Raw genomic sequence first — 12,885 nt, forward strand, 5'->3', positions numbered from 1 at the left:
CCCTTCTCCCGCAAGGGGAGAAGGGAGAGCTGTGAACTGTTATCAAAATTTCATGGTTCCGATATGCGCCTGAAACATTGAGGCCGGAGGTTTGCGGTCCCGTTCAACGCCATCCGGAGACAGCCATGAACAAGCTCTCGTTAACCCGCCGCGCTTTCGTCACCTCGGCCAGCGCCTTTGGCCTAGTCGGCGCCTCCGGTCTCGCGTTGCCTTACTATTCGCGCGCCAATCAGCGCCCGGCCTTCACCCACGGCGTCCAGTCCGGCGATATCGACGCCACCTCCGGCGTGATCTGGACCCGCACCGACCGGCCGGCGCGCGTGATGTACGAAGTGTCGACCACCGAAAGCTTCGCCGACGCCGTCAGGCTGGCGCCGCTCGATACCTCGCCCGCCAGCGACTATACGGTGAAGCGGCTGCTCACCGACCTCGCCGCCGACCAGGACATTTTCTACCGGATGACGGCCGCCGATCTTTCCGACATCAACGCCGTCTCCGAGCCGATCGTCGGCCGTTTCCGCACCGCGCCGGCGTCGAAGCGCGACGTGCGCTTCGCGTGGTCGGGCGACACCGCCGGCCAGGGCTGGGGCATCGACGAGACCGGCATGAAGACCTACTCCACCATCGCCAAGCATACGCCTGACTTCTTCCTCCATTCCGGCGACACGATCTATGCCGACGGCGCCATGAAGGACGAGGTCGACCTGCCCGGCGGCGGCAAGTGGAAGAACGTCGTCATGATCGACGGCAAGCGCAAGGTCGCCGAAACGCTGGACGAATATCGCGACCAGTGGAAGTACAACATGATGGACAAGCACGTGCTCGAGCTTAGCGCCATCTGCCCGACCTTCTACCAGTGGGACGACCACGAGGTGGTGAACAACTGGTCGGATTCGAAGGACCTGACGGCCGACAACCGCTACACTGAAAAATCCATCCATGTGCTGGCGGCCCGAGCGGCGCGCGCCTTCCATGAAATGACGACCATCCGCTACGAGCCTTCGGAACCGGGACGCGTCTATCGCAAGATCGCCCACGGGCCGCTGCTCGACGTGTTCTTCCTCGACATGCGCTCCTATCGCGGCCCGAACGGCCCCGACATGGAGGACACGCTGACGCCGAAGTCGCGCATGCTCGGCGAGCAGCAGACGCAGTGGCTGAAGCGCGAGCTGGCGAATTCCAAGGCGACCTGGAAGATCATCGCCGCCGACATGCCGCTCGGCCTCGTCGTCTGGAACGACGCGGCCAAAAAGGCCGGCGCCGAGGCGGTCAGCAACGGCGACAATGGCACGCCAAAAGGCCGCGAGCTCGAGTTCGCCGACCTGCTGCGCTACATCAAGAACGCCGGCATCACCAACACGGTGTGGCTGACCGCCGACGTCCACTATACGGCGGCGCATTACTACAATCCGGACAAGGCGCAGTTCCAGGATTTCAACCCGTTCTGGGAATTCGTCTCCGGCCCGATCCACGCCGGCACCTTCGGTCCCAACGATCTCGACATGACCTTCGGGCCCGAGCTGAAGTTCATCAAGGCGCCGAGCGCCGAGCAGGGCCAGAACCTGCCGCCATCAGCGGGCCTGCAGTTCTTCGGCCTGGTCGACATTTCCGGCGCCACCGAGCAACTAACGGTGCGGCTGATGGATCGCGACGACAACGAGCTCTACAAGGTCACGCTCGATCCGGTGCGGTCGGCTTAGGGTCGGGACGAGGCACCCCCCTATTTCCTGCCGGACTGTCCGGCAGGGCACGGGGGCATGTGCCGGAGTGCTACCGTTGTCAGAAAGCCGTCCGCAATTAGTCCGGATAGCAGGTCGCGGGAATGTTCGGCCAGACGGCGGTGTCGCAGTTGGCTGCCTTCTGGCGCTGCTTGAAGGCGGCGCTGACCGGGCCGGTGACGATCGGGTCGACCCCGTCCGGGGCGTCGGCAAACATCTGCTGCGCGGTTTTGGCATCAGGGGGCGAGGGCTCGGCTTCTCTCAGGGCAGCCGCCGACTGCGCGGCGCCAGCCGCGACAAGCACGCCAAGCGCTGCCCACGCGAAAACCGGACGCAATCTGGACATCTGATCGGTCATGAACATGAAATTGCCCGGCCCCTCAAAGGTTCCGCGTTGGTTAACAGAATCATTTCACACCAAGACGTTTAAGAATCAGTGACCATTTATTTGGGGCGGGGCCTCCCCTTTCGCAATTGCGAAAAACCTTGTATGAGCCGCCCAACCGAAAAAGGCGGCGCTTTGGGCCTGCTGCCTGCAACGCTCCCGAGACCAGACAATGAACCTCCGCAATATCGCGATCATCGCGCATGTCGACCATGGGAAAACCACGCTCGTCGACCAACTCCTGAAACAGTCCGGCGCTTTCCGCGAAAACCAGCGCGTCGCCGAGCGCGCCATGGACTCCAACGACCTCGAAAAAGAACGCGGCATCACCATCCTGGCCAAAGCGACCTCGGTCGACTGGAAGGGCACCCGCATCAACATCGTCGACACGCCCGGACACGCCGACTTCGGCGGCGAGGTCGAGCGCATCCTGTCGATGGTGGATTCGGCGATCGTGCTCGTCGACGCCGCCGAAGGGCCGATGCCGCAGACCAAGTTCGTCGTCGGCAAGGCGCTGAAGGTAGGTCTGCGGCCGATCGTCGTCATCAACAAGATCGACCGCCCGGACGCTCGTCACATCGAGGTGGTGAACGAGGTGTTCGACCTGTTCGCAGCGCTCGATGCGACCGACGAGCAGCTCGACTTCCCGATCCTCTACGGCTCGGGCCGCGACGGCTGGGTGTCGGAAAATCCGGAAGGCCCGAAGGACCAGGGCCTTGCGCCACTGTTCGATCTCGTCGTCAAGCATGTGCCGGCGCCGACGGTGCATCCCGGTCCGTTCCGCATGATCGGCACCATCCTCGAGGCCAATCCGTTCCTCGGCCGCATCATCACCGGCCGCATCGAGTCGGGCTCGCTGAAGCCAAACCAGGCGGTCAAGGTGCTGCACCATGACGGCACGCAGATCGAGACCGGACGGATCTCGAAAATCCTCGCCTTCCGCGGGCTCGAGCGCCAGCCGATCGAGGAAGCCCAGGCGGGGGACATCGTCGCCATCGCCGGCCTGTCGAAGGGCACCGTCGCCGACACCTTCTGCGATCCGAGCGTGAGCGAGCCGCTGCATGCGCAGCCGATCGACCCGCCGACGGTGACCATGTCCTTCCTCGTCAACGACAGTCCGCTTGCCGGCACCGAGGGCGACAAGGTGACCAGCCGCGTCATCCGCGACCGGCTGCTGCGCGAGGCCGAAGGGAATGTGGCGCTCAAGATCGAGGAATCGCCGGAGAAGGATTCCTTCTTCGTCTCCGGTCGCGGCGAGTTGCAGCTTGCCGTGCTGATCGAGACGATGCGCCGCGAAGGCTTCGAGATCGCCGTGTCGCGCCCGCGGGTCGTCATGCAGAAGGGCGATGACGGCCAGTTGCTGGAGCCGGTCGAGGAAGTCGTCATCGACGTCGACGAGGAGCACGCCGGCGTGGTCGTGCAGAAGATGTCGGAACGAAAGGCCGAGATGGTCGAGCTGCGCCCCTCCGGCGGCAACCGCCAGCGCCTTGTCTTCCACGCGCCGACCCGCGGCCTGATCGGCTATCAGTCGGAGCTGTTGACCGACACGCGCGGCACCGCCGTGATGAACCGGCTGTTTCATGCCTATGAGCCGTACAAGGGCGAGCTGCCCGGCCGCACCAATGGCGTGCTGATCTCCAACGAACAGGGTGAGTCGGTCGCCTATGCGATGTGGAACCTGGAGGACCGCGGCCCGATGATCATCGATCCGGGCGTCAAGGTCTACCAGGGCATGATCATCGGCATCCATTCCCGCGACAATGACCTGGAAGTGAACGTGCTGAAGGGCAAGAAGCTCACCAACATCCGCGCCGCCGGCAAGGACGAGGCGGTGAAGCTGACGCCGCCGGTCCGCATGACGCTGGAACGCGCGCTGGCCTGGATCCAGGACGACGAGCTGGTCGAGGTGACGCCGAAGACCATTCGGCTCAGGAAGCTCTATCTCGACCCGAACGAGCGCAAGCGCTTCGAGAAGTCGGCCAAGGTGATGGGCGCGGCGTAGGGTTTTAGCCCAGGCAGTTACTCAAGGGAGGGGGCAGCGCTCCCTCTCTTTTCACTTCATGCACATGCGGCCGAAACGACAGCGTCACGGCCGGTCTCGCCGGAGAGGTCGACGCGTACCACCATGCCGTCGCGCACCGGCCTGCGCAGGGCTTTGGCGCCGCACGGTTCGATGGCGAGCAACCGCCGCGCTTCCCAGGCCTGCAGCCTCGACCGGGAGATGCCGAGCTCGCCGGCGAGCAAGCGGTCAAGCCGCAAGGGCGTTGCGGCGTCGAGCCGAAGCTCAAGCCAAAGCGCCGTCGCGCCTTCCGGCCTGCCATCCAGCAGCTCCTTTCGCACCGTGACTTCGGGAGATTCTTCGATCCGCCCGAGCCGATTTCTGAGCGCCACGGCATCGAAGCCATAGTGGCGGACCAGCGTCGGATCGTTGCGCTCCAGTGCAGCCAACAGCGCCGGTGCGATGTCGCGACGGTTGCATCGCTCAAAAATGGTGCGGTTCCAGGAATTGTTGCAGTCGGTGCAGCGATAGATCAGCCAGGCATCGATGCGCTTGCCGTTGGCGTTGACGCGGAACTTTCCGCTGCATTGATAAGGTTTGACGCCGCCGCAGCGATTGCAGTTGATGAGAGGTCGAGGCGCGACCGCGGGCGCGATCACCCAGCGAATGCGCAAAGTTCGAGACATGCCGATAGGCCCTTCCCGTCGGGAAGTCCGTCAGCGCGGCAATGTCCGAGATGCCCATGCGGGCACGGTGTGGCGAAAGGCTGTAGCGGATGAAAATCAGGCCCCGCGCGATTGCGCGACGGCGGCTCAGCAATGCCAAACCGGTCTCGCGCCGCCGCCTGAAGAACACATGAAATGAATGCAGGTGCCGCCAAAGCGCGCCTGCGGTGCTTTCGGGAGTAGACGAGACCGGCGGTTACTGAGGCAAAGTGAAACTCGAAATCGGAAAAGGATCGGCTCTTCTAGCCGTGCGACGGCGGGCGGGCAAGAGTATGCCGCCCGCCGTGTTTCAATGTGACGACCTTCGGGCGCTTTGGCGCTACATCATCTCGATGATCGGCGCGACCTCGACGCTGAAGGCCGGGTTCATCAGGATCGGACAATCCCTGGCCTTGGCGACGGCATCGTCGATATCCTTCGCTTCGACGATCGTGTAGCCGGCGGTTGGATTGCTGCCGCCATTGTTCTCGACCACGCCGCCGGGCAGCACCGTTCTCGACATGCCGACAGGATTGCCGCCGTCGATCACGGCCGAACCCAGCTTGTCGTACCAGCCGGTCCAGGCATCCATCGCAGCTTTGCGCTCGGCCTCCTCGGTCGGCATCTTGCCGGAGCCGTGATAGACATAGAGAAATTTCGCCATGTTCTCCTCCCTTTTCGGCAGCGTCGAGCCGGGATGCGGCAGCGCCGCCTGGCGGTATGCGGCTACGCCGCAATCCGATATGCGGCTACGCCGCAATCGTTGATATGCGAGCTAGCCGCAATCATCGATATGCGGCTAACCGCAATCGTTGATCATCGACCCAAACGGCGGGGCGGGCAACGAAAAATTCGACGTTGCTAATGTGTTGCCGGTGAGCCTCACCTTGCCATGGCGTGGTATTCGGGGTTCGGTCGCATGTCGACCGCGGCGGCCACCCGATTCGACATGTTGAAGAAGGCGGCAGTCGAGGCGATGTCCCAGATGTCGCGATCACTGAAGCCCACCTGTCGCAACGCGGCGCGGTCGGCCTCGACGATCTTGGCCGGCTCCTCCGTCAGCTTGACCGCGAATTCCAGCATCGCCGTCTCCCTCTCGGGCAGGCCGGCGGCGCGGAAATTCATCACCATCATCTCGCCAAGAGCGGGCTCACCGGAAAGCTGGCGCACCGCCGCGCCATGCGCGGTCAGGCAGTAGTAGCACTGGTTGATCGAGGAAACGGCGACTGCGATCATCTCGCGCTCCAGCTTCGACAGGCCGGACTCGCCCAGCATCAGGTCGTTGTACATGTCGGTGAAGGCGCGCAGCTTCTTCTCGTCGAAGGCGTAGGCCAGAAGCACGTTGGGCACGAGGCCGAGCTTTTCCTCGCATTTAGCGAAATAAGCCTTCGTCGCTTCGCTCAGCTCCGCCCGGGCCAGGTCGAGCGCCGTAATCCTGTCGGTCATGTCCGTCTCCTCGCAGGGTGAGCGTCGGTTCGATTTTCTTAAAGCGTCGTCAAACCTTTGTCGCCAAATAGCCCTCATCTGCTACCATAGACCCAAAAGCATGTGACGGGAGGGACTTCACATCATGGCCAGCCTGAAAACCGCAAGCCAGCCGAAAAAGACCAGCACGGCAAAAGGAGGCGCGGCAAGGGCAGGCGAAAAGCCCGGCAGGCTCGCCGACTATCTCCTCGCCCGCACGCCGGCCGAAGACATCGCCGCCTATGACGTCGCCGACCTCGAACGCGCCGCCGATCTCGCCGGCCGGGCGGTCGCCAGGCACAGAAAGGGCGATTGCATCATCGCCATAGACGTGGATTCCGGCGTGACGCGCCAGGGCCGGCCGATGACGGTCATCACCGTCGTCAACGACAACATGCCGTTCCTGTTCGATTCGATCCTCGGCGAGATTACCGAGAGCGCCGGCGAGCCGCTTTTGGTCACCCATCCGGTCATCGTCGTCCGGCACGGCAAGAGCGGCATCGAGGAGATCCTCGGTGACGGCGGCTCTGTCAAAGGCGAAACCAGCCATGACCGGCTAAGCGTCGTCCATGTCCATATCGGCCGCCTTTCGGCCGATCAGGCCGAAGCCCTTGCCGGCCGCCTGAAGAAGCTTCTGGACCAGGTGCGCGCCGCCGTCGCCGACTGGAAGCCGATGCTTGCCCGGCTCGATCAGGCCATCTCGGAATTCCGCTACGCGCCGGTGCCGCTCGACAAGGGGCATGTCACCGAGGCGATCGCCTTCCTCGAATGGCTGCGCGACGACAATTTCACCTTCCTCGGCATGCGCGAGTTCAACTACACCGGCGGCGAGAAGAGCGGCATGCTGGAGCGCGCCGACAAACCTGGCCTCGGCATCCTCGCCGATCCCGACGTCCTGGTTCTCAGGCGCGGCACCGAGGCGGTGTCGACAACGCCGGAAATCCGCGCCTTCCTGCATGGGCCGGAACCGCTGATCGTCACCAAGGCCAATGCCAAGTCCCTGGTGCACCGGCGCATCTATCTCGATTATATCGGCGTCAAGGCCTACACCGCCAAGGGCGTGCTTTCAGGCGAGCTGCGCATCGTCGGCCTGTTCACCTCGACCGCCTACACGCGTTCGGTGATGAAGATCCCCTATCTGCGCTCGAAGGCCGAGACGGTCATCGCCAAGTCCGGCTTCAATCCACATGACCATTCCGGCAAGGCGCTGATCAATGTGCTGGAGAGCTATCCGCGCGACGAGCTGTTCCAGGTTCCGGTGCCGATCCTCAGGAAGCACGCCGAAGCCATCCTCGGACTGATCGAACGGCCGCGCGTCAGGGCGCTGGTGCGGGTCGACCAGTTCGACCGGTTCGTCTCGATTCTCGTCTTCGTGCCGCGCGACCGCTACGACAGCGTCGTGCGCGAGAAGATCGGCACCTACCTGAAGACAGTATTTCAGGGCCGGCTGTCGGCATATTATCCGGCCTTCCCGGAAGGCGGGCTGGCGCGTGTGCATTTCATCATCGGCCGCTCCGGCGGCAAGACGCCGAAGGTCGAGCCGGCAACGATCGAGGCAGCGATCCGCGACATCGTGCGCACCTGGGACGATGCGCTGCGCGAAGCAGTGTCGGAATCCGGCGCGGATGCAACGCTTACGGCAATTGCCTCGCGCTTTTCGGAAAGCTATCGCGATTCGTTCTCGCCGGCCGTGGCGCTGGCCGATGCAGGACGCATCGCCAGGATCGATGCGGCCAATCCAATCGCCATCGACTATTACCGCCATGCCGACCAGAAGCCGCACCAGGCGGCGCTGAAGATCTATCACCACGGCAGTCCGGTGGCGCTGTCGCGGCGCGTGCCGGTGCTGGAGAATATCGGCTTCCGCGTCATCAGCGAGCGCACCTTCGAGGTTGGCGACGAAGCCTCCGGCATGGTGTTCATCCACGACATGGAGCTGGAGAACAGCTACGGCAAGCCGATCGACCTCGGCGACGGCGCGCTGTTCGAGGATGCCTTCCTGTCGGTCTGGCGCGGCGACGTCGAAAATGACGGCTATAACGGCCTTGCACAGACTGCGGGTCTCTGGTCGGGCGAAATCGCGATCCTGCGCGCCTACGGCCGCTATTTGCAGCAGGCCGGTATCCCGCAGAACCAGGATTTCATTGCCGCCGCGCTCAACCGGTATCCGGAGATCGCGCGCGGCCTGCATCAGCTGTTCGTTTCCCGCCTTGGCCCGACGGCCGAGAGCGAGGGCGTGGTCGCCGCCAAGCACCTCAAGGCCAAGATCAAGGACGCGCTGGAAGAGGTGCCCAACATCGATGACGACACCATCATCCGTCGTTACCTCAACCTGATCGAAGCCTCGCTGCGCACAAATCATTTCGTTACCGATACGAAAGACAAAGGACAGTCGCTGGCGATCAAGCTGGATTCGCAGGCGGTCGACGGGCTGCCGGCGCCGCGGCCCTGGCGCGAGATCTTCGTCTACGGCTCGGAGGTCGAGGGCGTGCACCTGCGCTTCGGCCCGGTGGCGCGCGGCGGCCTGCGCTGGTCTGACCGCGCCCAGGACTACCGCACCGAGGTGCTGGGTCTGGTCAAGGCGCAGCAGGTCAAGAACGCGGTCATCGTGCCGGTCGGCGCGAAGGGCGGCTTCTATCCGAAGAAACTGCCGATGAGCGCCGGCCGCGACGCGATCTTCGAGGCCGGCACTTCGGCCTACAAGAATTTCGTCTCCAGCCTGCTTTCGATCACCGACAATATCGGTGTCGACGGCATCATTCCGCCGGCCGGCGTGGTGCGGCGCGACCAGGACGATCCTTATTTCGTCGTTGCCGCCGACAAGGGCACGGCGACCTTCTCCGATACGGCCAACGCCATTTCCGAGACGCACAATTTCTGGCTGGACGACGCCTTCGCCAGCGGCGGCTCGGCCGGCTACGACCACAAGAAGATGGGCATCACCGCCAAGGGCGCCTGGGAAGCGGTGAAGCGGCATTTCCGCGAAATGAACCGCGACATCCAGACCGAGCCCTTCACGGTCGTCGGTGTCGGCGATATGTCGGGCGACGTGTTTGGCAACGGCATGCTCCTGTCATCGGCGACCAAGCTGATCGCCGCCTTCGACCACCGCGACATCTTCATCGATCCCGACCCGGACATGGCGGCCTCGCTGGCCGAGCGCCAGCGCATATTCGCGCTGCCGCGCTCGTCGTGGCAGGACTATGACAAGTCAAAGCTGTCGGAAGGCGGCGTCATCGTCTCGCGCAGCCTGAAGTCGATAACGCTGCCGCCAGCGGCGGCCGCCGCGATCGGCCTCGCCAAGACCACGGCAACGCCGGTCGAGATCATGAACGCCATCCTCAAGGCGCCCGTGGATCTTTTGTGGTTCGGCGGCATCGGCACCTATGTCCGGGGCTCCGGCGAGACCAATGCCGATGTCGGCGACCGCGCCAACGACGCCATCCGCGTCACCGCGCTCGACGTGCGCGCCAAGGTCATCGGCGAGGGCGCCAATCTCGGCGTCACGCAGCGGGCGCGCATCGAGTTCGGCATGAAGGGCGGCCGCTGCAATTCCGACGCCATCGACAATTCGGGCGGCGTCAACTGCTCGGACGTCGAGGTCAACATCAAGATCGCGCTGGCGTCGGCCATGCGCAAAGGCTCGCTGGCGCGGCCGGCGCGCAACAAGCTGCTTGCCGAGATGACCGACGAGGTGAGCACGCTGGTGCTTTCCAACAACTACCAGCAGACGCTGGCGCTGTCGCTGGCGCGCAAGCGCGGGCTGGCCGACATCGCGCACCAGGCGCGCTTCATGACGGCGCTCGAAGCGCGCGGCCTGCTCGACCGCGCCGTCGAGACGCTGCCTTCGCCGGCGGCGCTTGCCGAGCGCGAGGCTCGCGGCGAGCCGTTGACCAGGGCCGAGCTCGGCGTGCTGCTTGCCTATGCCAAGATCGTGCTCTTCTCCGACATCGTCGCCAGCGACGTGCCGGACGATCCGCATTTCGACCGCGATCTGATGGGCTATTTCCCGGAGCGGATGGCGAAGAAATTCGCCGGCGAGATCCGTGCCCACCGGCTGCGGCGCGAGATCATCGCGCGCGTCGTCGCCAACGATCTCGTCAACCGCGGTGGGCCGTCCTTCGTCAACCGGCTGCAGGAAGCGACGGGCCGCACCGCGGGCGCCGTCGTGCGCACTTTCGCCCTGGTGCGCGACGGTTTCGCGCTGCCTTGGCTCTACAAGGAGATCGATGCCCTCGACAACCAGATCGACGGCCAGACGCAGCTCGATCTCTACCAGGCAGTCAGCCGGCTCATCTTCATGACCAGCGGCTGGTACCTGAAGAACGACCTCTCCTCGGCGCCGCTCGGCCAGCGCATCGCCGACTTGCAGGAAGCGCGCAAGGCTTTGGAGCCAAAGCTCATCTCGCTGCTGCCGGCCTTCTCGCGCGAGCGGATCGAGGCGCGGCGGCACGACCTGACTGAGGGCGGCGCGCCCGACAAACTTGCCGAAAAGCTGGCGCTGGCCGAGGTGAGCGACCTGATCCCGGACATCGCGCTCACCGCACGCACGGCCAATGCCGATATCGTCAGCGCCGCCAGGGCCTTCTTCGCCGTCAGCGACGCTTTTCGCATTCCACGCGTCGAGGAGGCCGCGCGCTCGATCATGCCGCCGGACTATTACGACCAGCTGGCGCTGTCGCGCGCGACCGACACGATCGGCGCCGCAAGGCGCGGCATCGCGGTGGCGGCGCTTACCGGCCACGGCAAGGCGGCGGATCCGGTGGCGGCCTGGCTGGAAGCCGGCGGCGAGCAGGTCGGGCGCATCCGCGAGCGGCTGCAGGCGCTGACCGAAGGCGGCGACATCACCGTGTCTCGGCTGTCGGTGGCGTCCGGCCTGATGAGCGACCTGACGGGCATGTAGGTTTACCCTCCCCCTTGCGGGGAGGGTCGCTGCGAAGCAGCGGGGCGGGAGGCAGCGCCGACCCCCCATGCGGACCTGAGGTGCGACTTCCCCAGAAGGAAGAGGTCGCGGCCGGCGCTCTTTTTCCCGCTGACGCGGAGTGGAAACGCGCAAGCCAATGAGCGGCGGCGCCGTGCTTGTTCATTTGCATCGCCGCCCGAAAACATGCAGACATGCGCGGGTCGCGGGCGGAGCGGACGATGCCGGAGGGGACATGGCCGAAGTAGCAGTGCAGCGGGCAACGGGGCGCGGCATTTGGGGCTGGATGTTCTTCGACTGGGCGGCGCAACCCTTCTTCACCGTCGTCACCACCTTCATCTTCGGGCCATACTTCGTCTCGCGCATGGCGAGCGACCCCACAACCGGGCAGGCGGCCTGGGGTTACGGCATCGCTGCCGCGGGTCTCGTCATCGCGGTGCTTTCGCCGGTGCTCGGCTCGATTGCCGACCAGACCGGGCCGCGCAAGCCATGGATCGCCTCCTTCGCGGCGGTCAAGATCATCAGCCTTACGCTGCTTTGGTTCGCCGCGCCCGGCTCCAGCCTGTTCCTGATCGTGCTGCTCTTCTCGCTCGCCTCTGTGGCCGCGGAATTCTCCACCGTCTTCAACGATTCCATGATGCCGCGCCTGGTACCCAAGGAGGACATCGGCAAGATCTCCAACATCGCCTGGGGACTCGGCTATCTCGGCGGCATGGTGGCCTTGATCTTCGTGGTGCTGTTCCTGGCCGGCAATCTGGAAACCGGCAAGACGATCATCGGCCTCGACCCGCTGTTCGGGCTCGATCCTAAGCTCGGCGAGGACGCGCGCTTCACCGGGCCGATGTCGGCCGGATGGTACTTCCTGTTCATCCTGCCGATGTTCATCTTCACGCCGGACGCCATCAAGGGGCTTTCAATGGGCCCGGCGGTGCGGGAGGGCCTGTCGGAATTGAAGTCCACGCTCTTCGAGGTGCGCAAGCGCGTCGGCATCTTCCGCTTCCTCGTCGCCCGCATGATCTATCAGGACGGCGTCAACGCGCTCCTGGCGCTCGGCGGCACCTTTGCCGCCGGCATGTTCAACTGGTCGATCACCGAGATCGGCATGTTCGGCATCATCCTCAACGTCGTCGCGATCTTCGGCTGCTGGATCGCCGCGCGCCTCGACACCGCGCTCGGTTCGAAGGCCGTGGTGATGTTTGCGCTGATGCTGCTTTTGCTGGCTACGATCGGCGTCGTGTCGACCGGGCCAGGCTTCACGCTGCTCGGCCTAATACAACTGCCCACCACCGATTCCGGCGGCCTCTTCGGCACCGCGGCCGAAAAGGCCTACATCCTCTACGGCCTGCTGATCGGGCTCGCCTTCGGGCCGGTGCAGGCCTCCTCGCGCTCCTACATGGCGCGCAGCGTCACGGCCGCCGAGTCCGGCCGCTATTTCGGCATCTACGCGCTGGCCGGCAGGGCAACGAGCTTCCTGGCGCCGTTCCTGGTGTCGACGATCACGCTGGCCAGCGGCTCGGCACGGCTCGGCATGGCGGTGATCGCGCTGTTCCTCGGCCTCGGCATGGCAATCCTGGTCAGGACGCCATATCCGGCGGACAAGCCGGTGGAGTGATTTACCCTCCCCCTTGTGGGGAGGGTCGATCCGCGAAGCGGAGCGGGGTGGGGTCGGCGCCATCACCCCGCCCCGGTGCGCT

Annotated in this window: 8 protein-coding genes; 4 read left to right on the plus strand and 4 right to left on the minus strand. The window is 64.7% G+C overall.

Annotated features, from left to right (window positions below; genetic code table 11):
* Positions 1 to 125 precede the first annotated feature (125 nt).
* On the plus strand, positions 126 to 1,700 hold the full coding sequence (locus CK215_RS10685; protein WP_095830922.1) for an alkaline phosphatase: 1,575 nt from the start codon (positions 126 to 128) through the stop codon (positions 1,698 to 1,700).
* A gap of 97 nt (positions 1,701 to 1,797) precedes the next feature.
* Here CK215_RS10685 and CK215_RS10690 read toward each other — a convergent pair whose 3' ends face one another.
* Positions 1,798 to 2,082 carry a hypothetical protein gene (locus CK215_RS10690; protein ID WP_245418659.1) on the minus strand — a complete coding sequence of 95 codons (285 nt, stop codon included), beginning with the start codon at positions 2,080 to 2,082 and terminating at the stop codon, positions 1,798 to 1,800.
* 193 nt (positions 2,083 to 2,275) lie between these two features.
* Between CK215_RS10690 and typA the strand changes: the two genes are divergently transcribed.
* Positions 2,276 to 4,105 carry a translational GTPase TypA gene (gene typA, locus CK215_RS10695; protein ID WP_067001463.1) on the plus strand — a complete coding sequence of 610 codons (1,830 nt, stop codon included), beginning with the start codon at positions 2,276 to 2,278 and terminating at the stop codon, positions 4,103 to 4,105.
* A 56-nt stretch (positions 4,106 to 4,161) separates the two neighbouring features.
* Here the strand turns inward: typA and CK215_RS10700 are convergent, their stop codons facing one another.
* The 3 genes from CK215_RS10700 to CK215_RS10710 all read right to left on the minus strand — a co-directional run bounded on the left by CK215_RS10700 (position 4,162) and on the right by CK215_RS10710 (position 6,252).
* Positions 4,162 to 4,788 carry a DUF1062 domain-containing protein gene (locus CK215_RS10700; RefSeq protein WP_067001466.1) on the minus strand — a complete coding sequence of 209 codons (627 nt, stop codon included), beginning with the start codon at positions 4,786 to 4,788 and terminating at the stop codon, positions 4,162 to 4,164.
* A 358-nt stretch (positions 4,789 to 5,146) separates the two neighbouring features.
* Complete coding sequence (locus CK215_RS10705) at positions 5,147 to 5,470, minus strand: hypothetical protein (RefSeq protein WP_067002171.1); 324 nt, start codon at positions 5,468 to 5,470, stop codon at positions 5,147 to 5,149.
* 218 nt (positions 5,471 to 5,688) lie between these two features.
* On the minus strand, positions 5,689 to 6,252 hold the full coding sequence (locus CK215_RS10710; protein WP_095830923.1) for a peroxidase-related enzyme: 564 nt from the start codon (positions 6,250 to 6,252) through the stop codon (positions 5,689 to 5,691).
* Between the two features lie 124 nt (positions 6,253 to 6,376).
* Here CK215_RS10710 and CK215_RS10715 point away from each other — a divergent pair, with 124 nt between their 5' ends.
* Both CK215_RS10715 and CK215_RS10720 read left to right on the plus strand, forming a co-directional pair.
* Positions 6,377 to 11,173 carry an NAD-glutamate dehydrogenase gene (locus tag CK215_RS10715; RefSeq protein WP_095830924.1) on the plus strand — a complete coding sequence of 1,599 codons (4,797 nt, stop codon included), beginning with the start codon at positions 6,377 to 6,379 and terminating at the stop codon, positions 11,171 to 11,173.
* A gap of 253 nt (positions 11,174 to 11,426) precedes the next feature.
* Entirely contained in the window at positions 11,427 to 12,803 is a 1,377-nt protein-coding gene (locus CK215_RS10720; protein ID WP_095779848.1) for an MFS transporter, read from the plus strand.
* Positions 12,804 to 12,885 lie beyond the last annotated feature (82 nt).

The sequence above is a fragment of the Mesorhizobium sp. WSM3864 genome (assembly GCF_002294955.1).
Taxonomy (GTDB): domain Bacteria; phylum Pseudomonadota; class Alphaproteobacteria; order Rhizobiales; family Rhizobiaceae; genus Mesorhizobium.